A 24569-nucleotide genomic window follows, 5' to 3' on the forward strand; every position below is an offset into this window, starting at 1 on the left:
GTTGCCGATGAGGAACGGGGCCAAGAGCGACCGGGCAAGCCTAATCACGGACCCCTGGTGCTTCAAGCGGACGCCTCAGCGCAACGTTGGAGAACGCCACGGACGCGCGCTGCGTTCCCGCGCCCGAGGCCACCGAGCGAGACAACCGGGCGGGTGGATTATTTCCCGGCCGGGGGTGGGGGCACGTTCCCCACGGCGAGCAGCCCTCGGTAGAGGAGCGTGCCGCCGACCACAGCGACCGGAAGGAAGAAGCTGTTGAGGAGGGGCACCCAGAGCAGGACGTAGACGCCCGCCCCAAAGCCCAGGCAGAGCAGCCAGCGCTGGCGCATCACCCGGCGCACCTCCGCGAAAGGGTACAGGTGGCGCGTCATGGGAGCGGCCAGGTGTTCTCCCGCCAGCCAGACCATCGTCCATCCACTGCCCAACACCGTCCAGGCCGTGTTTCCCACGACGGGGATCAGGTTGAGGGGGAAGAGCACGGCCAGTCCCAGCAGGAGGAAGAAGACGCGCGCCAGGGTGTGCGCCACGCTGGTGACCAGGCCTCGGGCGAAGGCGCCGAGCCGGAAGGGGGGAGAGGTGTAGCCGCCGCACTGCTCCTCGGTGAGCTCGGACAGGGGATCCTGCAGGGGCGCCAGCACCAGGGGCAGCACCACGTTGGCTCCCACCACCAACAGGACGAGGAACATCAGCACCAGGAGCACGTACCAGACGGCCTGGCCGTACCAGGCCTCGGGGCGGGTCCACATCCACCCCAGCACGCCGGGCGTGTACACCCAGAGCAGGGCGAAGAGGCCTCCGAGTGCCACCAGTGTAACGGCCGCACACAGGGAGGAGAGGCGCAGCAGCCGCGGCGTCCGGAAGATGAGGCTCCAGGCCCGGCCAAGCAGGCCAAGCCCTTGGAAGAAATCCGCCGGACCGGGCCGGGCAGAGAAGGTGGGCACCGGCGAGGGGTGGGTCATTCCCGAGACGATGCGCAAATGACGGCGGCACGGTCAACGATCGTTATATAGGGCCGCCATGTCTCTCGATCTCCAGCGCTCAGCCTCCGAGCCGATCACCTCCATTGATATGCTCCTGGCCGGTTTCCGGTCCGCGGAGAAGCCTCGTTCCAAACATCTGCTGGGGCTTGAACACGAGAAATTCATCTACCCGATTCAGGGCGCGAGCCAGGTGGCCTACGAGGGACCCTCGGGGATTGGCACGCTGCTCGAGCGGCTGGCTCCGGCCGGCTACACCCCCTTCCGGGAGACGCCGACCTCTCCCGTCATCGCCCTGCAGAAGGGGATGCTCACCATCTCCCTGGAGCCCGGCGGCCAGTTCGAGCTGTCCGGCTCCCCCTGGCGCACCGCGCGCGAGGCCCACGCCGAGAACCTGGCCCACCTGGATGAGGTGAAGGCTGCCGCCGGAGCGCTCGGTTTACGGCTGGTCGCCCTGGGCTACCGGCCCTTCGGCACGCCGCAGGCCATGTCGTGGATGCCCAAGACGCGCTACGTCGCCATGCGCCAGAGCCTCCCCGAGCGCGGCCGGCTGGCGCACAACATGATGTTGATGACCTCCACCGGGCAGGTGTCGCTCGACTGGGAGAATGAGGCCGACTGTGTGCGCAAGACGGTGCTGGTGGCGCGCCTGGCCCCGCTGCTGGTCGCTCTCTACGCGAACAGCCCACTGGTGGACGGCAAGCCCTCCGGCTACCTCTCCTTCCGCAGCCGGGTATGGGACGAGGTGGACCCCACGCGCTGTGGCTACCTGCGCTCCTTCTTTGACGGCTCCTTCTCCTACCGCGCTTATGTGGAGTGGGCCCTGGACGCGCCCATCCTCTTCCTGCGTCGGCGCGGCGAGTACCTCCGCCCGAAGATGACCTTCCGCCAGTTCATTCAGCAGGGCTTCGAGGGCAGCCCCGCCGATATGAGCGACTGGACGGACCACCTCTCCACGCTCTTCCCCGAGGTGCGGCTGAAGAAGGTCGTCGAGGTGCGTGGTGCGGACTGCGTGTCGGCGCCGATGACGGGCGCGCTCGCGGCGCTGTGGCGCGGGCTGCTGTACGACCGCAGCGCGATGGAGGAGGGCGAGCGGCTGCTGCCGAAGCTGTCCTACGAGGAGCACCTGGCCTTCCACGACACCGCGCGCCGTCAGGGTCTGGCTGGGCGGCTCGGCAACCACGAGCTGCACCGGCTGGCCGGGGAGATGGTGGCCATCGCCCGGCGTGGCCTGGAGCGGTTGGATGCCGCTGATGCGCCCCTGCTCGAGCCGCTCGCCGACGTGGCTGCCTCGGGCCGCTCGCCCGCTCAGGCGGTGCTGGACGTCTGGGAGCGAGATCCCCGTCCCGAGGCCCTTCTCCGGCATTTCACGCTTTGACGGTTTTTAAACGATTACCGCCGCGCTAAATAATTCCGTCATGACTTGAGCGGCCATCTGGGGTATGGGCCGTTCGGGTTTCGGGTTCCCGGAGCTGCTTCCGAGAGGCCATCACGATGACGGTGCGCGGAAAGATCCTGCTGTTCGCGGCGGTGGCGGTGGGGCTCGTCGCGGTGCTCGGGGGCGTGCTGTTCTCCATGGCGTCGCGGGGGCTGTGGAGCACGCAGTTGATGTTCTCCATGCACGAGCAGAACGCCCTCTACGGCGGGCTGCTCGCGGACTCCATGAAGGTGCCCCATGCCCTGCTCGATGCACGTGAGAAGCGGCAGGACACCGGGAAGGCGCTCGACGAACAGCTGCGGCGCACCGAGGCGGACTTCGAGCACCTCCGCGAGCTGGTGCGGCAGCAGGCGGCACCCGAGGCGCTGCCGGGGGAGCTTGCTCGGCTTGACGAGTTGAACCGAGCGCACCTGGGGTGGATGCGGCGCATGGCGGCGCGCCTGCGCGAGCTCCCGGTGGGCGGAGAGGATCGGCTCCTGCACGAGTCGCTCGATGCTTTCGAGAGGGAGGTGCTGCCCCTGCTCGATAAGGCCTGGAAGGTGAACAGCACCCGTCAGTCAGAGCACAAGCGCTGGCGGCTCCTGACCCTCCGTGCCAGCCAGGTGCTCGGAGTGGTTGTTCCGCTCGTGGCGCTGGTGCTCGTGTTCTTGATCGCGGCCACGTTGATCATCCCCCTGCGGCGCTCCTCGCGGGCGCTGACACAAGGGGCCGAGCGCATCGGGCGGGGTGACTTCACCACGGAGCTGCTGGTGCCGGGCGAGGACGAGTACAGCACGCTGGCCAGGGCCTTCAACAGGATGGCCGCGGAGCTGCGCGACACCGTGCGGGAGAAGGAGCGGCTGGCCAAAGCGGAGGCAGAGGCCTCGGAGCGAGAGATGCGCCGCTACAACGCCCTGTTGGAGGAGACCGTGCGCCAGCGCACCACCCAACTGGAGGAGGCCAATGCGCAGCTCCTCTTCGCCGACCGGCTGGTGACCATGGGCCAGCTCGCGGCGGGCGTGGGGCATGAGATCAACAACCCGCTTGCGTTCATCCTCAGCAACCTTGGCTTCGCGCGGGAGGAGCTGGGCCGGCTCGAGGGAGCGCCTTCATCCGAGGAGCGTGCGGAGCTGCTGGCGGCGCTCGCCGAGGCGCATGAGGGGGCCGAGCGGGTACGGCTGCTCGCGCAGGACTTGAAGCTGCTCTCCCACGCGGATGACTCGGCGAGCGGTCCGGTGGACCTGGGAGCGGTGCTGCGCAGCGCCTCGAAGATGGCGACGCATGAGATCCGCTACCGGGCGCGGCTCGTCATGGAGTCGGACGGACTGCCACCGGTGCGGGGCAACGCGGCGCGTCTGTGCCAGGTGTTTCTCAACCTGCTCATCAACGCGGCGCACGCCATTGCGCCGGGCCAGGTGGAGCGCAATGAAATCAAGCTGCTGGCTCGAACGGGTGCGGATGCCCGCGTCACTGTGGAGGTGAGTGACACGGGCTGTGGCATTCCAGCGGAGAACTTGGAGCGCATCTTCCGTCCGTTCTTCACCACCAAACCTGCGGGCGTGGGCAGCGGGCTGGGGCTGTCGGTGTGCCAGCGCATCATCGTCGCGCATGGGGGCGAGCTCACCGTCGAGAGCGTGGTGGGTCGAGGCACCACCTTCCGGGTCGTCCTGCCGGCACACACCGCCGAGCAGACTCCGAAGGCGGGTGCACTGGCGGCCTAACTCCCTCTCCCCTCGGGAGAGGGTTGGGGTGAGGGTAGCCGAGCCCGTTCTTCAGCCCGTGGCCCACCGTGTGGACAAGGTGTTCAACCCGGGTTTATCCGATACCCTCACCCTAGCCCTCTCCCAGAGGGAGAGGGGACATCCACGGATCCTACACGGAGGGATGTTGAGGCTCGGGCTCGACCTCCGCGGCGGGTCGGGGCGGCGGTCGGATGCGAATCTGCTTCACCCGGCGGGCCGAGGCGTCCACCACCTCCAGCTCCGTCCCGTCGTCCGTGGTGAGCCGAGTCCCCGGCGCGGGGATGACCCCTGCCAACGCCAGACAGAGCCCTCCGATCGTGGCCCAGGCCTCGCCTTCTGGGAGCGCCAGCTCGAGTGCCCGGTTCACCTCGCGCACGGACAGGGTGGCATCCGCGAGGATGGCGCCGTCCGGCTCCCGGTGCAGGCAGTCGGGTGGGACGTCGCTCTCGCTGAAGATCTCCCCCACCAGCTCCTCGAGCAGATCCTCCAGGGTGACGAGTCCGGCGAGTCCACCTCGCTCATCCACCACGAGGGCCATGGGGGTGCGCCGCACCTGCATCTGCTGGAGCGCGTCCAGGGCTCGCGTGGTCTCGGGGATGAAGTAGGCCGGGCGCAGGGCGTCCTCCAGGTCCAACGTGCCCTGCTCCAGCGCGATGCTCAACAGGTCCGTGCCGACGACGTACCCCACCACCCGGTCCAGGGTGCCCTCGTAGACGGGGAGACGGGAGTGGCCCCGCTCCTGGAGCACCTGCTTCAACTCCTCCAGGGGCGCGTGCCTGCGCAGCCCCACCACCTTGGGCCGCGGCACCATCACGTCCGCGACGCTCAGGCTCGCCAGATCGAGCGCGCGCGAGGCGATGTCTCCGGAGCGCGGATGGACCGCACCACTCCGAGAGGCATCCTCCACCGTCTGCTGGACCTCTTCCGAGCTCATGCGGGACTCGGTGAAGGAGGTCCGGTCCTTGAAGAAGTGCAGCACCAGGTTGGAGCTGGCGGTGAGCAGCCAGACCACCGGCCGCGTCAGCCGGGACAGGAACCGGAGGGGGCGGCCGATGAGCAGCGCGTACCCCTCCGAATACCGAAGTGCGAGCGACTTGGGCACCAGCTCGCCCAGCACCAGCGACAGGTAGGAGATGACTCCGATGACCAGCGCCAGGGCCAGTCGCGAGGCGATCTCCGCTCCCACCCCGAGCCCCTGGAGGACGGTCGCGAGGGGTTGGGCCAGGGAGGCGCCGCCAAACGCTCCCGCCGTGGCGCTCACCACCGTGATGCCAATCTGCACCGTGGCCAGGAAGCGTTCCGGATTATCCCGGAGCGCGGAGACGGCTCGCGCGCCCCGACGGCCAGACTCCACCAGCTCGCGCACCCGCGTCTTGCGCACGGAGATGATGGCGAGCTCCGCTCCGGCGAGAACGCCATTGGCGAGCACGAGCAGGAGGATGATGGCGATCTCGGAAGCGATGGCGAGCTCCTAGGGCTGGAGGGCGGCGGTCGGACATCAGGGAGCCCCGCCGCGCCAGGGACGGTGCGACGGGGCTCGGCTTCATGAGCGTCGGTGGTTTCGGAAGGACTAGAAGCGGCCGCCCACCGTCAGGGCGAAGTTGAGCAGGTTGCCGCTGGTCTCGCCGTCCAGGTCAACCGCGTCCTCGAACTCCGTTCCCAGGAGGAACCGGTACGAGGCGCGCGCTCCAGCGAAGACGCTCGGGGTGAACCGGTAGTCCACGCCGGCCGCGATCGGTACCTCCTGGATGAAGTCGTTACTGTAGCGGTCCTCCGCGCCGTCGGTGACGTTGACGTAGCTCACGCCGACGCCTGCTCCCACGTAGGGGCGCAGCCTCTCCTGCATGACGAGCGGGCCTGCCTTGGCCAGCACGCCCAGGTTGTGGCGGTACAGCGCCTCTCCCTCCTGGATGGCTTCGTCATTGATGGGGAGGCGCTGGCTTTCGACACCCGCCTCGAAGCCGAGGTTGCGCCAGGGCTGCGCACCCGCTGTGATGCCGAGCAGCGGGCCCGGCGCCGTACGCGATCCGGCGTCACCGGTGAGCCCGCCCATGCCCAGACGCACGTCGAGGCCTACCCGCGTCTGCTCCTGGTTGAAGTTGAGCTCGTTGCCGACCCGCGTAGCGTCGATGGCAGCGAACGCCGAACCCGCGGTGCAGAAGGCCACCAGCGCGATACCACCCATCCACGAACGAACCTTCATCTCGTCCTCCCCTCACTCTGGGGTATGTCGTCTGGTCGAAATCTGGGCATTCGTCTGGAATGAGAAGGACGGGGGCCGCTCCGGGCTCGGGCGGTTGTGCACGCTCCTGGGAAGAGGGGAGACGCTCGGCTGGCTCTCTGGCCCCCTCGGAGGGCGGGGCTAGCGGCGCCCGAAGAGCTTGCGCAGACCGGAGAGGAGACCGCCGGGACGCGACTCGGGCTCGCCCTCCAAGGGGGAGCGGGCGATGACGGCCTCCAGCTCCGCATCCTCGGGCATGTCCGTGGCGAGCGTCACGGCGTGGCGCTTCACGCCGGGCAGGGTGGCCGCGAGCGAGAGCGTCCCATCCTGCGAGAGGCTGAAGTGCACCTCGGCCTCACCGGGACGCTCGACCGTGAAGGAGAGCGTGCCGAGGTACTCGTTCTCCGCGGCCACCGGCGAGGGCCCCTGGAAGAGGGCGAGCGTGAGCGGCCCGGGCGTGACGGGGAGGACGAGCGTCTTCTCCGCGGGCAGCCGGGTGTTGCGCTCAAGGACGCGGCGCAACGTGCCCCCGCGCTCGGCCACGCCGATGGGGACGGAGAGCACCTCGGAGACGGTGGCGCCGGGCTTGCCCGCTGCGGCGTCGAGGATGCCCTGGCCCAGCAGCGCCGCACCCAGTGCCGCGGAGTGTGGGGCCTCCACATCCGCGCGCACGGGCACGCCCAGGCTCTCTTCCAACCGGCGACGCACCAGCGGCGAGCGGCCCTGTCCTCCGAGCAGCAGCACCTCGTCGAGCCCCTGCGGCGTGAGCGCGCTGGACTCGAGCACGTGGCGGACAACGAGGGTGATGCGCTGCACGAGGTCCGCGGTGAGGGCCTCCAGGCGCTCGCGGTTGAGCGAGAACGGAGCCGGTGCGCCAGGAAGCGGGAAGGAGACCTCCTCACGCTCGCTGAGGGCCACCTTGGCGGCCTCGGCAGCGGTCAGCAGAGGAACCCAGTCGGAGGGGTGCTCGGGACGGGGGAGGCCCTGGGACTGGAGCTCGCTGGCGAGTGCCTCGGCGATGCGCGCGTCGAAGTCCATGCCGCCCACGGTGGGATCTCCTCCCGTGGAGATGACCTCGAGGTCGTCACCGGTGAGCTGGACGACGGACACGTCGAGGCCGCCGCCACCGAGCTCCACCACGAGCAGGCGCTTACGGGCGAGCACCCGCCCATGGCCGAAGGCGAGCGCCGCGGCCGAGGGGGCGTTGAGGATGCGCAGGACGTCGAGCCCGGCGAGCGTGCCCGCCTCGCGCATGGCGGCGCGCTGGCGATCGTCGAAGTGGGCGGGGACACAGAGGACGGCCCGCGTGGCCTCGTGGCCGAGGAAGGTGCTGGCGGCGGACTTGAGCTCGCGCAGCAACTGGGCGGCGAGCTCGGGGAGGAGGAGGCCGCGGCCGTGGAGCGCGATGCTGGCGTCGCCGTGGGGGCCCGCGGTGATGGGGAAGGGAAGGGGACCGCCGAGCGCGCGCACCAGGGGTGAGCGGGCGCGCAGTCCGAGGAACCGGCGGAGTCCGTGGATGGCATGGCGCGGAGAGCGCTCGGCCTCGGCCCTGGCGGCTGCGCCCACGAGGAGCTGGCCCGTCGCGTCCACGGCGAGGAGCGAGGGAAGAGACTGGGACTCTCCGACAGAGAGGAGCTGGAGCGTGCCCTGGTGGTGGACGGCGACGCGCGCCTGGGAAGTGCCGAGGTCGATGCCGAGCACCACCTCGGGAGGCGCGGCCGTGACGGGCGTGGAGACGGGCACATCGAGGATGGCGCGCCGACGGCCCTTGAGCTCGGGCGAGACGGGTCGGCGGGGCTCCTCGGGGACGGGCGGCACCTCGCGAGCGGCCGGAGCGGTGGGGGGCTCCGCGGGGGCCGCGGGGACGACGACAGGAGAGGCCGGAGTCTCGGACGCGGGAGGCTCTGGACGCACGGAGACGGGCGGCTGCTCCGGAGCGGGGGGCGCCGGTGCTGGAGCCACGGGAGCGGGCGGCTCAGGCTCCGGGGTGGGGAGCGCGGAGGGCTCCAGATCCTCGGGGGTGAGGTGATCCAGGATGGCGCTGGCGATGAAGTCCTGGGTCGCGGAGCGCGCGGGGACCGTCGAGGCTGCTCCCTCGGGGGTCGCGGAGGCGGCGGGCTCCGTCGCGGTGGACGTGCTCGCGGGGTCGAGCACGTAGGTGGGAACGCCCCAGATGGGGGTGATGGTCCGTGCCGGTTTCGCGGCCACGGGAGCCGGCTCACTGGCGGGTGCTGGGACCTCGGGAGGCTGGGGCGTAGGCGGGTTCTGCTGCGCGGCCGCTGCGGCGGGCTTCGGTGCCGCGGCTCGCGGAGGCGCGGCCGGTTTTGGCGCGGGCGCAACAGGGGCCGGCTTGGGGGCAGCCGGAGGCACCTGTTTCGCTGTCGCCTGCGCTCGAGTTGGAGCCGGAGCCGGAGCCGCGGGCTTCGGCGCGCTCTCGGGATTCGGCACGGGCGCGGTGGGAACGACTGGCGTGCTGGAGGCGGCCGGCTTCGGAGCGGCTGGGCGCGGTGGCGATGCCGCGGCCTGTTTGCGAAGTGCCTCCGCGGAGATGACAGGCCGTCCGCTCCGTCCCGAGCCCTCCGGGCGCGGAGCCTGCACCTGTCCGGGCGCATCCGCGCGTGGAGCACCGGTGGGCTGACTCACCCGAGGCTCCGGGACCTCGGCGGGTGCTTCTGGGCGAGCTTCTGGGAGCTGCTCGAGGACCTGCTCAGCCGCGGCGGGCGGGGGCGCGCTGGGAGCCGCTGACGTGACATCGGTGCCCGCGTTCCGGCGCGCCAGGATGCGGTCGATGAGCGACTTGCTATGCGCATCGAGCCGCACGAAGCGCACGGTCATCCCAGCACGAGGGCCCTCGGTCTGGGCCTTCACGACAATCCCCTCGCCGCGCAGCAGCCGCGAGCCATCGGCCAGCACCAGCTCGAAGGCGAGCCCCGTGCCCTCGGGTTTGGGCGAACGCGTGGCGATGAAGAGGCCCCCACGCGCGACGTTGGAGCCGTACTTCTCGACGAAATCCTCCTCCGTCGCGTACGGGAGGCGGATGCGCAGCGGGAGCAGCTTGGGCTCGACCGTCACCGTCCGTCACGCCTCCAGGAGGGCCTCATTGCAGCGGGATGCGAGCGTCCGCGCCGCCGGGCGTGGGAATCAGGAGCGCCAGTCCGGGGGCTAGGGCCTCCGCGGGCGCCTCGAAAAGGAGGACGAGCGACTCGCGCTGTTCCCGCTGCCAGGTGTGGTCCAGCGTGCGCGTGCCGCCGACGGTCTGTGCATCTCGGGCGATGGGGTACTCCTTGCCCTCCGCGTCCACCAGTCGGGCCGCGGAGAGCGAGAGGTCCACGGGCTGAGGGCCGACGTTCTCGGCCTCGAGCTCCACGCGGACGAAGAGGTCCGTGGTGGTGAGCGACACCTTGCCCTTGCCGCTCAGGGAGTGCAGGGCCTCCAGATGGGTGGGCTTCAGCGAGAGCGTGTTCACCTTCACGCTCTCCTTGGAGGCCAGGGTGTACGTCCTGGCCTGCTCCGCCTCGTGGCCCGCGGCGAGGCCCGCCAGTCGCGCGTTGGGGTCCGCGGGAGCGTCGGGAGGGGCGGCGGGCGCACCTCCCTGGTTCACGCGGTCCACCTCCTGGCGGAGCTTCGCCAGGGTGCGGTCCTCGGTGGGCGCAGGCTCCTCCTTCTTGCAGCCCCCGAGGAGGGCCGCAGAGCAGAGGAGCGCCGCGAAGTCACGGGCGTCGAGGCTCATGAGAGGCTCGTTCCCTTCACCAGCTCGTAGAGCTTGTCGAAGGCGGCGGGGATGCGCGAGGGATCCTCGCCACCGCCCTGGGCCAGGTCCGGCTTGCCACCGCCGCGGCCGTTGACCTCCTTGGCCAGCTCCTTCAGCAGGTTGCCCGCGTGGATGCCGCGCGCCACCACGTCCTTGGTGGCCGCGACCAGGAGGACGACCTTGCCGTCCTTCTCGCCGCCGATGAGCACCACGCCGGACTTGAGGCGGTCACGCAGCTGATCCGCCAGCCCGCGGTACACGTTCGGGTCCGCCGGGTCCATCCGCGTGGCGAGCACCTTCATGCCGTTGATCTCGCGCGCCTGTTCGAGCAGGTCCTTGCTGGTGCCGGCCTGGGCCTTAACGGCCACCTCCTCGATCTTCTTCTCCAGCTCCTTCACGCGCCGCTGCGTGGCTTCCACGCGCTTGACCAGATCCTTGGGCGAGGTCTTCAGCAGCTCGGCGGCCTTCTTCAGCTCGCGCTCGGTCTCGCGCATGTACTGGATGGCGCCGATGCCGGTGACGGCGGTGATGCGCCGCACGCCCGAGGCCACGCCGCTCTCGGAGACGATCTTGAAGAGCCCGATGTCACCGCTGCGCCGCACGTGGGTGCCGCCGCACAGCTCGGTGGACTGGGGGTGCACGGTGACGACGCGCACCGTCTCGCCGTACTTCTCGCCGAACATGGCGACGGCGCCGGACTTCTTCGCGTCCTCCAGGTTCATCACGCGCGTCTGGGCCTCGGTGTTCTCGCGCACCCAGCCGTTGACCAGATCCTCCACCTGCTCCACCTGCTCGGGAGAGAGGGGCGAGAAGTGCGAGAAGTCGAAGCGCAGGTAGTCGGGCGCCACCACGGAGCCGGCCTGCTTGACGTGCTCGCCGAGCACCATCTTGAGCGCCCTGTGCAGCAGGTGTGTGGCCGAATGGTTGGCACGGATGGACGAGCGCCGCTCGCCGTCCACGCCCGCCTGCACCATGTCACCGACCTTGAAGGTGCCCTCGGTCACCTTCACGTGGTGGACGATGAGGCCCGACACCGGGCGCGTCGCGTCCTGGACCTCGGCCTTCGCCTTGCCGCCGTGGCCCACGATGCGGCCGGTGTCGCCGATCTGACCGCCGGACTCGCCGTAGAAGGGCGTGCGGTCCAGCACCAGCTCCACCTCGTCACCCGCGGTGGCCTCGGTCAGCTCGACGCCCTTCTTGTTGAGGATGGCGCGCACGGAGCCCTCGCCCTCGTGGCCCACGCCCTCGTAGCCGAGGAACTCGGTGGGGCCCAGGCGCTCGAGCAGCTTGAGGTGCACCGTGGCGATGGTCTTGTCCGGGCCGATGGGACCGTCCGGGCCCTTTTCGGCCTCCTCCTTCTTGAGCCGCTCGTAGCCCGGGATGTCGGCCTCGAAGCCACGCTCCTTGAGGATGATCTCCGTGAGATCCCACGGGAAGCCGTAGGTGCCGTGCAGCTCCCAGACCTTCTCGCCCGAGAGGACCTTCTCCCCGGCCTGCTTCATCCGGGCCACTTCCTCGTCGATGAGCTTCATGCCGCGGTTGAGCGTGCGGCGGAAGCTCTCCTCCTCGTGCTTGCAGACCTCGAGGATGAAGGTGCGGCTGTCGCGCAGCTCGGGGTAGGCGTCGCTCATGAGCTCGATGACGCGGTCCACGACCTTGAAGAAGAACAGGTCCTCGAGCCCCAGCAGCGAGCCGTGACGGATGGCGCGGCGCATGATGCGGCGCAGGACGTAGCCACGGCCCTCGTTGGAGGGCTGCACGCCGTCGGCGATGAGGAACGCGGCCGCGCGGCTGTGGTCCGCCACCACGCGCATGGATGCCCCGCCCTCCTGGGTGTAGGGCTTGCCCACCAGCTCGCTCACGCGCGAGATGATGCTCTGGAAGAGGTCCGTGTCGTAGTTGGAGCGCTTGCCCTGGACGACGGACGCGATGCGCTCGAGGCCCGCGCCCGTGTCGATGGACGGCTTGGGCAGCGGAATCAGCGGCGCGTCCTTCTCCTTGCGCTCGAACTGCATGAACACGAGGTTCCAGATCTCCAGCCACCGGTCACAGTCGCACGCCACGCCCTGACACGGGCGGCCCGCGGCAACCTCGGCACAGGGGATGTCGTCACCCTGGTGGAAGTGGATTTCGGAGCAGGGGCCGCACGGGCCGGTGTCGCCCATGGCCCAGAAGTTGTCCTTGAGGCCGAGCTTGTAGATGCGCTCGCGCGGCACGCCCTGCTTGGCCCACAGCTCGAAGGCCTCCTCGTCCCAGGGGACGCCACCCTCGCCGTTGAACACGGTGACGGCGAGCCGCTCCTTGGACAGGCCGAGTGTCTTCGTCACGAACTCCCAGCCGTACGCGATGGCGTCGGCCTTGAAGTAGTCGCCGAAGGAGAAGTTGCCGAGCATCTCGAAGAACGTGTGGTGCCGAGCGGTGTAGCCCACGTTGTCGAGGTCGTTGTGCTTCCCGCCGGCGCGCACGCACTTCTGCGACGTGGTGGCGCGCGAGTAGTCGCGCTTCTCACGGCCGGTGAAGACGTCCTTGAACTGAACCATGCCTGCGTTGGTGAAGAGCAGGGTGGGGTCGTTCTGCGGGACGAGAGAGGACGACGCGACGCGGCGGTGACCGCGCTCTTCGAAGAACTTGAGGAACGCCTCGCGAATCTGGGAGGCGGACAGGACAGAGGACATGGTGAGGGTATATGCCACAAGTGGTGGGTGCGCTGCGTTTCTTATGGACCGAGCTAGGATCCGACTACTGACATGCGCTTCCCATCCCACCTTGTCACCCTCCTCCTGCTCGTCTGCCCGGAGACAGTCCTGGCACAAACCGACCCTGAAACGGCCTCGCTCAGCAGGCGGTTGAAGGAGGGGGCTGAGCCCCTCCACCGTGTCCAGGCGGCACGCGCCCTGGGGGAGTTGGATGACCCCGAGGCCCTCGAGCCCTTGTGTGCTGGGCTCCAGGACCCGAGCGCGGATGTCCGGGCCGCGGCGGCGGGGGGGTTGGAGAAGCTGGGAGAGGTGGGGGGGCTGGAATGCCTGGAGGCTCGGAAGGACGAGCCGGAGGCGGAGGTCCGGACGGCGCTGGAGTCCGCGCTGCGCTCCCTGCGCGAGCTGAAGGCACGCCCCCCGCGCGTGTACGTGATGTTCGCGGGGGTGAAGGACATGACGGGGACGCTGTCGCCGGAGATGGTGAAGGCGACCGAGGCCCGGATGCGGCGCAAGCTGGTGCAGTCGGGGGCGTGGCTCGCGCCGGAGAAGGAGGGCGAAGCGGCGGCGAAGGCGGTTCTGGGCAAGCAGAAGATTCAGGGTTGCCGGCTGGTGGCGGAGATCCGCCCTGGAGCCTCGGAGGGGGCGCTGAAGCTGTCGGTGATGGGCGTGCGCTACCCGGGCAAACAGCTCCTGGGGGCCGTGGATGTGGAAGCCTCGAACGCGGAGCCCTGGGATCTGCTTGTGGCGCTGGCGCCTCGCGTTATCGAGAACGCCGCGGATGCTTTCGGGTGGAAATAGCGCACACCCACGGTGCGCTGCGTTCCTCGCTGTCCTGGTTCTAGGATGCGATCTCCACATGCGGTGCCCGCTCTCGCTCCTTTCCCTGTTGCTGCTGACCTTGCCAGGGGTTGTCCTGGCCCAGGTGGACTCCCGGACCGCCTCCCTGAGCAAACAGCTTGGTCAGGGGCAGGAGCCCCGAATGCGCTCACAGGCTGCGCAGGGCCTGGGTGCCTCGGATGATCCAGAGGCGCTCAAGCCCCTGTGCGAGGGATTGAAGGATCCGAGCGAGCAGGTCCGTGCGGCCTCGGCCCAGGCGCTGGGGAAGTTGAAGGAGCTGGCGGGGCTGGAGTGCCTGAAGGCACGCAAGCGTGAGACGGACGCGGCGGCGCAGGCGGCCATCAAGACCTCCATTCAGGTGCTGCAGGAGCTCAAGGATCAGACGCCCCGGCTCTACGTGTCCTTCGGTGGGGTGAAGGACAAGACGGGGCAGCTGCGGCCGGAGGTGGTGAAGTTCACGGAAGCGCGGATGCGGCGCAAGCTGACGCAGGTGGGAGCGCTGCTGGCGCCGACGAAGGAGAAGAAGGCCGCGGCGCAGGGGGTGCTGCGCAAGCACGGCATCCACGGCTTCAAAGTGCAGGCGGAGATTCTCGACACGGAATCGGGAGGCCTGTTGGTGCGGATGGTGTGCGTCAGCTACCCGGACCAGCTGCTGCTGGGGGACGTGGAAGTGCAGGCCTCGGGAGCGAAGCCCGAGGAGCTGCTCAAGGTACTCGCACCTCGCATCATCGAGGAGGCCGCGGACACGTTCGAGTGGGACACGTGAGGCCATGAGACTGCGCTAGACATCCCGGCCATGGCCCAGGAGAAGACTGCTCGGCAAGAGCACCTGACGCCCACCGAGGAACTCGTGTGGGTTCCGCTGGAACTCGGGCCTCCATCCGACACGAAGCCGGGCTCCACCTGACTCAAGCCCTACGGATGAGCCCCATCTCCTCGATGGCGGAGTAGAGGCGCACGCGGGCCTCGGACCAGGGGAGCAGCTCCACGCGGTAGCCGGTGAGCGCGTCCAGGATGAGCTGCCGGTAGCTGGGGTGACCGGGGTCCGCGATGACGACCACGCCCCGGTCCCCGTGCGAGCGGATGAGCCGGCCCACACCCTGGCGCAGCTGCAGCAGCGCTCGAGGCAGCCGGTAATACAGAAAGCCCAGGTGCGTGTTGCCTCCGCGGGCGAGTGGCTCCTCACGAGCGGCCACCAGCGGGCGGCTAGCGGGCTCCAGCGGCAGCTTGTCGATGAAGACGCACCCCACGCCCCGGCCGGGGATGTCCACGCCCTGCCAGAAGCTCTTCGTCCCCAGGAGCACCGTTCCGGTGTCCTTCTCCTGTCGCGCCGCCAGCGAGCGCCCATGCCCGCGCGATTGCCGCATCACCTCGATGCCCTGCGGCTCCAGCTTCGCCTTCACCTGGTCCGCCACGCGCTCCATGCGCCGAGTGGAGGCGAACAGGCCCAGCACGCGCCCACCCATCACCTGCGCCAGTCCAGACACGCGCGTCGAGGCCCAGTCGATGAAGGCCTCCTCGTGCGCGCGCGGCGCATCCATCACCAGCACCACGAGCGCCTGCTTGCGCAAGTCGAAGGGCGTCGGCGCGCGCAGCAGCCGGGGCGCGGGAATCCCCTCGTTGCGTCCATCCAACCCCAATCGCCCGAGCACGTACGGTGTCCGTTCGGAGCCCGTGCTTAGCGTGGCCGAGGCCAGCACCAGCGAGCGCTTGTGCTGCGCGAAGTCCCGCGACACGTAGGCCGCCACATTCACCGGCTGGGCGCTCAGGCTCCAGCGCTGCTTGCGTGGCACCGCCGTGGCCGCGTAGCACCGGCCCTCTGCGGGCTCATCGGACAGCTCCGAGGCCAGCGTGGTCAGCTCCAACACCTCCGACACGCCCCCGGCCAGCTCGCGCTCCAGCGGCGGCATCTTCACCGCCAGGTCTGGGAGGATCTCCGCCAGCCCCACCGTGAGCAGCTTGTGCAGGGATTGGAGGCACTCGCGCACCTCCAGGAGTCCCTCGCGCACGGGCTCCCAGGTGGCAGCGGCCCGGACCTCGGGGGTGATGCGTAACTCCGGCGCGTAGGCGGACTCATCCGCGTCCTCGGAGGCACTTGACGCGGCCGGCTCGCACAGGGCCATCACGCGCTCGCCCAGGCCGCGCGCGGCCGAGCCCACCGAAAGCAGGGCGCTGTCGATCTCGCTCATCAGCACGCGGGCCTCGGCACGCCGCGAGGCGAACAGGGCCCGCCGCAGCTCGGCGAAGAGGCCGCGTCGCCCGTCGCGCCCGTGGAGCCGCTCGGTGAGCCGGCTGAAGGCCAGGTCTGACAGCTCCGAGGAGAGCGCGGTGGTGGCGACGTCCTCCACCTCGTGTGCCTCGTCGAGGACGAGGTGCTCCAGCTTGGGGTAGCGCGCGGGCCAGGCGAAGGCGAGCGACTGGTTGATGACGAGCACGTCCGCGTCGCGCGCCTGGGCCACCGCCGAGTGGTAGTAGCAGCGGTGGAAGTACGGGCAGCGTTCGCCGAGCGTGGTGGCGGCCTCCGAGCGCACGGCTGGGGCGAGCGCGAGCAGCACGGGGAAGCGCTCGCGGAACCAGTGGCTCAGCCGGTCGAGGTCCCCATCCGGACCGCGGCGCATCAGGGCGCGCAGGTAGGCGCGGGGGGCGCGCGCGGTGTGGCGCATGCCGGGCTCCACGCGGGTGATGTCCAGTGCGCGGCGGCGGCAGAGGTAGTTCGTCTGGCCCTTGAGGAGCGCGTAGGAGAAAGCCCCGCCGGTGGCGCGGTGCAGGCGCGGCAGGTCCTTCTCGATGAGCTGGTCCTGCAGTGTCTTGGTATGCGGGGCCACGCCCACCTTGCGCCCATTGCGCGCGGCGAAGAGGGCGGCGGGGGCCAGGTACGCGAGCGACTTGCCGGTGCCCGTGCCGGCCTCCACCGCGAGCTGCCCTCCGTCGGACAGGGTGCGAGCCACGGCCTGGGCCATCTCGAGCTGGGCGGGGCGGGCCGCGAAACCCTCCTGCGCGCGCTCCAGGGCGCCTCCGGGGCCGAGCAGTGCCGTCACCTCCTCGGAGCGCACGGGCAGCACCGGGGTGCTCTCGTCGGGCTGTTCGGAAGGCGGTTTCGAGCCATCGGTCCGCTGGCGCTCGGGGCGTCCGGGCAGGAATCCCGTGGCCTCCAGCTTGAGCGGGGCGGAGCGGGCTCGGCACAGGTTCCACAACCCGGTGAGCAGCGTGACGACGGGGGCCGCGTCCGGGTCGAGGTCTCCTTCCAGCTCCAGCCCGGACTCACCGGCCTCAATCTGCGCCAGCCGCAGCGCAGCGCGCGGGTCGAGCGTCTCCAGGAGGTCGGCGAGGTCATCGGCGCGGCCCTCGCGGAGGCAGCCCTCGAACGCGTGCAGCAGCACGGCGTGGGTGGCCTCGCAGTCCGTCATGGCGCGGTGGCGTGAGCGGGGGCCCTTGCCGGCCCAGCGCAGCAGGAACTCGAGCGAGTGGCTGGGCAGCTCCGGATGCAGGTAGTGCATCAGCTCGCACGAGTCGAGCACGGGGGCCCGGATGGGGCCCAGAAGGTCCGGGAGGAAGCCCTTCTCGAAGGAGGCGTTGTGGGCCACCACCGTCCAGCCGGCGAGCTTCTGGCGCAGCTCGGGCACCTTCTGCGCCAGCCGGGGCTGACCGGCGAGCATGGAGTCGTCGATGCCCGTGAGCCGGCGGATGGTGAGGGGCAGGGGGCGCGAGGCCGCGAAGAAGTGGACGTAGCGGTCCACCACCTGACCGTTCTCGACGAAGAGGGCGCCGAGCTCGATGACCTCGTCGACGCGCGGGTCCAGCCCCGTCGTCTCGAGGTCGAGGAATACGTGTCGGGTGAAGAGCTCCGCCGCGCTGCCCATGGAGAAGAGGGATCAGCCTAGCCGTCTTCGGGCGTCATGCCGAGAAACCGACCGTCCGGGGTCCTGCTGCGAGGAAACAGTCCTCCTGGTGGCTCGTGGACTTCACGGGGGGAGGGGGTGTGGTTCACCAGCCGCAGCCGTGGCGGCGCGGCCACGGGCGGGTGGACAGAGCGGGAGGGGAGTCCGAGCGTCGAGCCGGGTTGCGACCGCTGGGGGCCGCGAACCGACCGTTCGGCGTGGAGGGCCTCACCGTCACCTGGGATGGGCGCAACCTTGCACAGCCTCGAGCGAGCCCACGCTCTCGGAGTCCCGTATGACGACCGCCGCCACTGGCTTTCAAACCCCGGATGTCGATGCTCCCTCCGCACCCGTCGTTCCCCGCCTCCGCAGGCCGCGCGCGACGCTGCTCGCGGCGCTCGGCTTGGGCGTTTGCGCCGAGGTGCTCTTCGATGGGCCCGCGCTCGGCCTCTCCTTTCCGTTGTTCGTCGTGCTCCTCCTGTCGGCCCTGCTCGCAGTGGGAGGCCGCGAGGGTTGGCAGCGGGCCCGCCCCAACGCGTGGCTGCTCGTGCCGCTGCTGTTCTTCTCCGGGATGGTGTTCGTGCGCGCGAGCCCGTTTCTCACGATGCTGAACGTGCTCGCCTCGGGCTTCCTGCTGCTGCTGGTGGCGCACTTCTGGGCGACGGGCCGTGTGGAGCGGCTCGGGCTGTGGAGCTATCCGCTCACCGCAATCGGAACCTTCTTCCAGACCGTGTTTCTCCCGCTGGGCGTCGTGCGAGCGGAGGTAGACCTGTCCTCGGCCCGCGCGCAGGCGCCGAAGCTGATGCCGGTGCTGCGTGGAGCACTGCTCGCCCTGCCCGTGCTGTTCATCTTCACCGGGCTGCTCGTCTCGGCGGACGCGGTCTTCGCCACCGCCATGGAGCGGGTGCTGTCCTTGAACCTGGGCATGACGTTCATGGAGGCGGTGGGGCGGGGGGTATTCATTGGAGGCAGCGCCTTCGGGGTGCTCGGCCTGCTCGCCCATGCACAGCGGCGGCGGCGCCATGGCAAGGAAGCGGGTGAGGCGGAGGTAGCCCCGGCCGAGCCCCGTCTGGGGTTCACCGAGAGCCTCACGCTGGTGGGCCTTGTGGATCTGCTCTTCCTGGGCTTCGCCGCCATCCAGCTCGCCTTCCTGTTCGGCGAGGCGCACCTGCCCGCGGGGCTCACCTATGCCGAGTACGCCCGGCGCGGCTTCTTCGAGCTGCTCACGGTGTCGATGATGACGTTGGGGCTCAGTCTGGCGTTGGCGCGCTGGACGCGGCTGCGGGGGCAGGGGCAGCTCACCGCCTTCCGAGCGGCATGCACGGTGATGGTGGGCCTGGTGCTGGTCATCCTCGCTTCGGCGATGAAGCGCATGGCGCTCTACGAATCCGTCTACGGCTACACGGAGCTGCGCGTGTACACGCACGTCTTCATGGTGGCGCTGGCGGGGGTCCTCGCGTGGCGCGTGGTGACGCTGTGGTGGCGTCCGGAGCGCTTCGCCATCGGCGCCTTCGCGGGGGCGCTCGGTTTTCTCTCCATGCTGAACGTGCTCAACCCCGATGCCTTCATCGCGCGCGGCAACCTCGAGCGCTCCTCGGAGAGCGTCGTCCTCGACGCGGAGTACATGACGCTGGCCCTCTCGGAAGACGCCGCGCCGGAGCTGGCCGCGTACCTGGCGCAGCGGCCCGAGAGCGAGCAGCTCGAGGGCACCTTCGCGATGCGGGCCCGCCGCTCGCTCTGCGCCTACGCCCAGGAGCCGATGCCGGGAGGTTGGCCGGCCTTCCACCTCGCGCGTCACCGGGCCGCGAAGCTGGGGGCGTCACTCTGGTGTCCGGCTCCGTCCCCCGTCCAGACGTCACCCTACGCTCGGGAGTGGAGTCGTTGATACGAGAAGGGGGCCACCCCATCGCACGGATGGAGTCGGCCCCCTCGGGACGGCGGATGGAGTGGAATCACTCCACCATGAACACGCCGCTGATCATCTTCCCCATGGCGCAGCCGTAGACGAGCTTGCCCGTCTTGTTGGGGGTGAAGGTCACCTCCACCGGCTGATTGAGGGGCAGCGGGGTGTTGATGTTGTACTCGTCGAGGACGATCTCCGTCGCGCAGGTGTGGTCCGTGGTGCGGGTCAGCACCAGCTTCACGGGCTCGCCCTGCTTGAGGGTGATGGGGCTCGGCTCGTAGCCCTTCTCGGTGACGGAGAGCGCGATGGTGCGCGGCTCACCCGGCTTCGCCGGTTGGGCGGTGGCCGCAGCGGAGGGCTCCGCCGGCTTCGAGTCCTTGGAGCAGCCCTGCCCGGTGCTCAGCACCGCGGCCGCCAGGGTGAGGGCCAGCAGCGGCTTGATGATTTTGGAGAAGAAGGGCATCGGCGGTCCTCGGGGGCTAGTCGTTTTCCTCGGCCTCGTCGCCGGGCATCTCCGCATCCTGGGCGTTCTCGGCCGAGAAGCGCACCAGGGCGTGGAGCGGGACGAACACCTCGTGTCCGTCCTCACCCACGATGAGGTCGAAGCGTCCCACCACGCGCAGCCGCATGGTGAGCTGAATGCCGTTGCGCAGCGTCAGCCGCACGCGCTCGCCCTGGTGGGCGAGGAAGGGGCGTGGGTCCGAGTACGGGCGCTTGTCCGGCTGACGCGCGACATTGGCGGGCTTCTGGGCCAGCTTCTGATCGCGCTCGAGCTGGGGCGTGAGCTGCTCCCAATCCGAGCGGCGGGTGAGCATGACGACCTGGAGCTTCTCCAGCCGGCCGCTGCGGCCGAGCACGAAGGAGATGGGCTCCACGCTCGCGAGCGTATCGAGCACGGTGCGCTCGCCCAGCACGATGGCCAGCTCCGTCTTCGACTCCAGCAGCCCATTGATGAAGTTGCCCACCGAGGTGTCGTCCACCTCGCCGCGGGCCTGCTTCACGGCGGCCTTGCGCTGGGTGCGCTCCTTGCGCGCGAGGAACTCGGCCACGGTCAGGCCGCTCTGCAGCACGCCGAAGGCATCGGGGAGCGACAGGCCCGGGTTCTGGCCCATCAGTTCGTACACCTGGTCGAAGCGCTTGGCCTCCTCGGCGTGCAGCTTGCGCCAGATGCGGCACTTCATCTTGCCCTCGAGCTCGCCCTTGGCGATGCGCGCCGGCACGTGCTCCTTGGTGGCGAGCGCGAGGATCTGCTCGGGCGTGGGAGGAGGCCGAGGCGCCCTGGGGCGTCCGAATCCACCGCCGGGACGCGAGCCCATCGGTCCCGCTCCAGGCGCGCGGCCCGCCGAGGGGGCGGGACGTGGCGAGGTGGGGGAGGGGATAGGCCGCGGGGCCGCGGGGGAGGGGCTAGGTCGCGGGGGCGTGGGGGCCACGGAGGCCGGTGTCACCGGCGCCGACGGCGTCACCGGCGCTGACGGCGTCACCGGCGCCGAGGGAGTCGGCGTGGGCCTTGGCGTCACGCTGACCGTGGGGCCGGGCGAGGACGCCGAGGGTGTCGGCGTAGGCCGCGGCGTAGGCCGCGGGGTGACAGGGGTCGTGGGCGTCGGGGTCGGCGCAACGGTGCCGGGAGTGGCGGCCGGGCGCCGGATGACCTCGACTGCGGGGGCGATCCGCCGTGTTTTCCGATCGTTCACGTTCGTAGGCTACCTGATGCGCGAGCGGCCTGGGGGAGGCCTGTCCTCACGGCTGCTGGAGGGACTGCGTAAGGTCTATCTTCCATCCGGCGGGTTCACGAACCATCCGGACCTGACTTTTTCCATTGGAGGAAACCACGGTTACCTTCGCCACGTCCCCTTCCTCGCTCGAAAGCGAGACCTCCGTAACATCCGCAGGGGGTGGAACATTCGCGAAGAAGAAGGCTACCGGATCTGCCTTGACCGCGCCTCCCGAAGCGTCGGCCGCTGCCTGGGCTCGAGCCTTGAGTGCTTCCTGGGTGGGCTGGGAGAGGACAGCATAGGCGGTTTTCTCATCGCCACGCTGCACGGCCCGGTGGAAGGTCTGGTAGGCCTTCACGGGCGTCTCGTAGCTGGGTCGGTTGCATCCACCGAGGGCCAGCAGGGCCAGCAGGAGGAGCGGCATCGCGGGCAGCAGGCGCATGGTCCTGCCATCTAGGCCAAAGCGGCGCGCTCGCCAAGGGGCTGAATCACTCGGGAGGCTCTTCCTGGTGCTGGCGGACGCAATTGCGGCCGGCGCCCTTGGCCTCGTAGAGGCAGACATCGGCCACGCGCAGCAATTCTTCCAAAGCGAGAATGCTCTTGGCGGGCACGCTGGCCACTCCCAGGGAGGCCGAGCACCGCACCTGCTGGCGCGTCCCGTCCTGGGCGCGGTGCTCCAGTTGGAGCGAGGCAATGGCCTCCCGGACGCGCTCGCAGGCGCCGAGCGCCTCCTTGGGCCCCGTCTCGGGCAGCAGGGCGATGATCTCCTCGCCGCCATAGCGTGCCACGAAGTCCACCTCGCGCAGCTTGCTGCGCACCGTCCGCGCCACCGTGCGCAGCACCTCGTCTCCGAAGGGGTGGCCGTAGTTGTCGTTGAGCTTCTTGAAGTGGTCGATGTCCAGCATCACCAGCGACAGCGGCGAGCGGTAGCGCGTGGAGCGGATGAACTCCTCGGTCAGCCGCTCTTCGAAGTAGCGGCGGTTATAGAGGCCGGTGAGTGCGTCGATACGGGTGAGGGCCAGCAACTCCTCGCGCTTCTGGGCCAGCTCCTTGTTGGCGCGGTCCAGCTCGCGGTTCTTCTCCACCAGCGCGTCCTGCAGCACCTTGAGGCGCAGCATGGACTTCACGCGCGCGGAGAGCTCCAGCATGTCGAAGGGCTTGACCAGGTAGTCATCCGCCCCCAGCTCGAGCCCTTCCACCTTGCCCGCCGCCTGCCGTGCCGTCACCAGGATGACGGGGATGAAGCCAAAGCCTCCCTCGCCGCCATTGGCCTTGATGATGCGGCACACCTCCACCCCGCCCAGCCGCGGCATCTCCACGTCCATGATGATGAGGTCCGGCCTCACCTCTCGGATCGAGCGCAGCGCCTCGGTGCCATCATGGGCCTCGCGGAAGCGGTAGCCGTGCGAGGCCAGACCCTCGCGCACGTGCTGGATGTTGGCGGGGTCATCGTCGACGAGCAGGATGGTGCGGTCGGCGAGTGCGGGTGTGGCCAGGGTGCGGCGGGGCGCCTCTCCCATTTTTCTGATCGAATCGTCCGCCATGTCGCTGCCATCCACCTATGACCCCCCTTGTCCGGGGGTGTCCGGGGGGCCCCTGATTCTTTCCCGGAAGCGGCACCGCTGCCAAGCCAGCCGCCCGTCCGGGTGCTCCTCAGGCAGGCTTGCGCAGCCGAGCGCGGTACACGGGCTCTCCGCTGGCCAGGTAGCGCCGCTCGCGCGTGGAGGGGACCTCCTCGGGGTCATAAGGATGGAACACACCCTTGCCGAGCGGATTGAGGAAGCCGGCATCCTCCAGGATGGCGAGCATGGAGACGCCTCGGTCCTGAACATCCGTCCGCATGTCGAAGAGGCCGCCGGGCTTCATCCGGTCCAGGAGCAGCTTCGCGAACTCGGGCTGGATGACGGCGCGCTTGAAGTGGGAGCGCTTCCACCAGGGGTCGGGAAACTGGAGGTGGACGGCGTCCAGCGAGCCCGACGCGAAGATGCGAGGCACCACGAAGCGCGCGTCAGCCTCGAGCACGCGCAGGTTGCGCAGGCCCATCTTGTTGCCGCGGTCCAGGGTGTCGCGCGCGTACTTCTTGCGCCACTCGAAGGCGACGAAGCGCACTTCGGGGTGGCGTCGGCAGTACTCGAGCGCGTGGCCACCGGCGCCGGAGCCGATCTCTAGCTCTAGCGGGCCGGAGAAGCCGAACTCCATGTCCCAATCGGGAGGGGATTCGAGAGCGGCCAGGTGCAGGCCGACAGGGTCGGGAAGGAGACGGGGGCGGGCCATGACGGATGCGTGACGCTGAGGGGGCCTCTTCGCACGGGCTGGGGCAGTCTGGCCAGGGCAAAGCGACAGTTTTGGCGCTATACCGGCGCTCCATGAAGGTCTTCCACAGTGTGTCGGAGGCGCGGGAGCTGGCCGGGTGCGCGCTCGCGCTGGGCAACTTCGATGGTGTGCACCTGGGCCACCAGGCTCTCTTTGCTGAGGCCCGGCGTCACGGGGTTCCCGCCGCCGCGCTCACCTTCCAGCCCCATCCGGGCAAGGTGCTCCAGCCGGACCTGGCTCCCAAGCTCATCACCCTGCTGCCGCGCAAGCTGGAGCTCTTCGAGGCCCTGGGGTTGGATGCAGCGGTGGTGCAGCCCTTCACGCGCGAGTACGCCCGCCACTCGCCGAGCGACTTCGAGGCCTCGCTGTTGGACGAGGTGGGCGCGCGCCACCTCGTGGTCGGTCATGACTTCACCTACGGGGCCGCCCGCGCCGGCAACGTGGACACCTTGCGCGAGGCCGCCGCCGCTCGGGGCGCCCAGGTGCACGTGGTGTCTCCCGTCACGGTGGATGGGGTGGTGGCTTCGTCCTCCAAGGTTCGCGAGTACATCCTCGAGGGGCGGGTAAGCGCGGCGCAGCGGCTGCTGGGGCGGCCCTTCGACCTGGATGGCACTGTCGTCACGGGCCATGGGCGGGGCCGGGGCATCGGCTTCCCCACCGCCAACGTGGACACCCAGAACGAGCTGCGGCCCGCTGCCGGGGTGTACGCCATTCGCGTCAGCTTCCGTGGGACGCCAGACGCCACCTGGCTTCCCGGGGTGGCCAATATCGGCGTCAAACCCACCTTCGGGGTCAACGAGGTCACCATCGAGGCCCATCTGCTCGACTTCAATGGAGACCTGTACGGCAAGGAGCTGCGGGTGCAGTTCCTGGAGCGCCTGCGCGCCGAGCGCCGTTTTGGCTCCGTGGCGGAACTCGTGGGGCAGATCAAGCGGGACGTTGAGGCTGCCCGAGCGGTGATCGCCCGGGCGTCCGACTGAAACTTTCCCGAGTGGATTCAACAGGTTGCCGGGAGAGCGGCTCCAGTGGGCCGCCTTGACAGGTCCGCGCGTCCCTTTCTTTAATCCGTTCTCAAAGTCTCATGCGCGCGTACGTCCGCGCATCTTTCGTTTTTCCAACGTT

The 24569-nt window shown here is 69.7% G+C and carries 18 protein-coding genes; 6 read left to right on the forward strand and 12 right to left on the reverse strand.

Annotated elements, in window-relative coordinates; genetic code table 11:
• Positions 1-158: 158 nt before the first annotated feature.
• Positions 159-959, reverse strand: coding sequence for an EI24 domain-containing protein (locus F0U60_RS13080; protein WP_395818774.1), 801 nt, complete (start codon positions 957-959; stop codon positions 159-161).
• 58 nt (positions 960-1017) lie between these two features.
• Here F0U60_RS13080 and F0U60_RS13085 point away from each other — a divergent pair, with 58 nt between their 5' ends.
• Positions 1018-2355, forward strand: coding sequence for a glutamate--cysteine ligase (locus tag F0U60_RS13085; RefSeq protein WP_395818777.1), 1338 nt, complete (start codon positions 1018-1020; stop codon positions 2353-2355).
• 116 nt (positions 2356-2471) lie between these two features.
• Complete coding sequence (locus tag F0U60_RS13090; RefSeq protein WP_395818779.1) at positions 2472-4115, forward strand: ATP-binding protein; 1644 nt, start codon at positions 2472-2474, stop codon at positions 4113-4115.
• Between the two features lie 151 nt (positions 4116-4266).
• On the opposite strand, the gene F0U60_RS13095 is transcribed toward F0U60_RS13090, so the two are convergent.
• From F0U60_RS13095 to alaS, 5 genes are all read right to left on the reverse strand, one after another.
• Entirely contained in the window at positions 4267-5571 is a 1305-nt protein-coding gene (locus F0U60_RS13095) for a hemolysin family protein (protein WP_395825222.1), read from the reverse strand.
• A 135-nt stretch (positions 5572-5706) separates the two neighbouring features.
• Positions 5707-6339, reverse strand: coding sequence for an outer membrane protein (locus F0U60_RS13100; RefSeq protein ID WP_395818782.1), 633 nt, complete (start codon positions 6337-6339; stop codon positions 5707-5709).
• Positions 6340-6498: 159 nt separating this feature from the next.
• Positions 6499-9429, reverse strand: a complete 2931-nt coding sequence (locus F0U60_RS13105; RefSeq protein WP_395818785.1) for a TIGR02266 family protein — start codon at positions 9427-9429, stop codon at positions 6499-6501.
• A 25-nt stretch (positions 9430-9454) separates the two neighbouring features.
• The gene (locus F0U60_RS13110) at positions 9455-10087 is read right to left on the reverse strand and encodes a hypothetical protein (protein ID WP_395818788.1); all 633 of its coding nucleotides are present in this window, start codon (positions 10085-10087) and stop codon (positions 9455-9457) included.
• Positions 10084-12783, reverse strand: coding sequence for an alanine--tRNA ligase (gene alaS, locus F0U60_RS13115; RefSeq protein WP_395818791.1), 2700 nt, complete (start codon positions 12781-12783; stop codon positions 10084-10086). Before alaS ends, F0U60_RS13110 begins: the two co-directional genes overlap by 4 nt.
• 72 nt (positions 12784-12855) lie before the next feature.
• Between alaS and F0U60_RS13120 the strand changes: the two genes are divergently transcribed.
• Positions 12856-13602, forward strand: a complete 747-nt coding sequence (locus F0U60_RS13120) for a HEAT repeat domain-containing protein (protein ID WP_395818794.1) — start codon at positions 12856-12858, stop codon at positions 13600-13602.
• A gap of 58 nt (positions 13603-13660) precedes the next feature.
• On the forward strand, positions 13661-14407 hold the full coding sequence (locus tag F0U60_RS13125; RefSeq protein WP_395818797.1) for a HEAT repeat domain-containing protein: 747 nt from the start codon (positions 13661-13663) through the stop codon (positions 14405-14407).
• Positions 14408-14549: 142 nt separating this feature from the next.
• Here F0U60_RS13125 and F0U60_RS13130 read toward each other — a convergent pair whose 3' ends face one another.
• Complete coding sequence (locus F0U60_RS13130) at positions 14550-17501, reverse strand: helicase C-terminal domain-containing protein (RefSeq protein ID WP_395818800.1); 2952 nt, start codon at positions 17499-17501, stop codon at positions 14550-14552.
• 313 nt (positions 17502-17814) lie between these two features.
• On the opposite strand from F0U60_RS13130, the gene F0U60_RS13135 reads away from it, so the two are divergent.
• Entirely contained in the window at positions 17815-19404 is a 1590-nt protein-coding gene (locus F0U60_RS13135) for a DUF4153 domain-containing protein (protein WP_395818803.1), read from the forward strand.
• Between the two features lie 67 nt (positions 19405-19471).
• Here F0U60_RS13135 and F0U60_RS13140 read toward each other — a convergent pair whose 3' ends face one another.
• The 5 genes from F0U60_RS13140 to F0U60_RS13160 form a co-directional block, all read right to left on the reverse strand.
• Entirely contained in the window at positions 19472-19885 is a 414-nt protein-coding gene (locus F0U60_RS13140; RefSeq protein WP_395818806.1) for a cupredoxin domain-containing protein, read from the reverse strand.
• A gap of 16 nt (positions 19886-19901) precedes the next feature.
• Entirely contained in the window at positions 19902-20738 is an 837-nt protein-coding gene (locus tag F0U60_RS13145) for a hypothetical protein (protein ID WP_395818809.1), read from the reverse strand.
• Positions 20739-21159: 421 nt separating this feature from the next.
• Positions 21160-21576 carry a hypothetical protein gene (locus F0U60_RS13150; RefSeq protein ID WP_395818812.1) on the reverse strand — a complete coding sequence of 139 codons (417 nt, stop codon included), beginning with the start codon at positions 21574-21576 and terminating at the stop codon, positions 21160-21162.
• A gap of 46 nt (positions 21577-21622) precedes the next feature.
• The gene (locus F0U60_RS13155) at positions 21623-22678 is read right to left on the reverse strand and encodes a diguanylate cyclase (RefSeq protein ID WP_395818814.1); all 1056 of its coding nucleotides are present in this window, start codon (positions 22676-22678) and stop codon (positions 21623-21625) included.
• A 109-nt stretch (positions 22679-22787) separates the two neighbouring features.
• Positions 22788-23408 carry a tRNA (guanine(46)-N(7))-methyltransferase TrmB gene (locus F0U60_RS13160; RefSeq protein ID WP_395818817.1) on the reverse strand — a complete coding sequence of 207 codons (621 nt, stop codon included), beginning with the start codon at positions 23406-23408 and terminating at the stop codon, positions 22788-22790.
• Positions 23409-23500: 92 nt separating this feature from the next.
• Between F0U60_RS13160 and F0U60_RS13165 the strand changes: the two genes are divergently transcribed.
• Positions 23501-24427 carry a bifunctional riboflavin kinase/FAD synthetase gene (locus tag F0U60_RS13165; protein WP_395818820.1) on the forward strand — a complete coding sequence of 309 codons (927 nt, stop codon included), beginning with the start codon at positions 23501-23503 and terminating at the stop codon, positions 24425-24427.
• Positions 24428-24569 lie beyond the last annotated feature (142 nt).

Source organism: Archangium minus (genome assembly GCF_044360475.1).
In the GTDB taxonomy this organism is placed as follows: domain Bacteria; phylum Myxococcota; class Myxococcia; order Myxococcales; family Myxococcaceae; genus Archangium; species Archangium minus.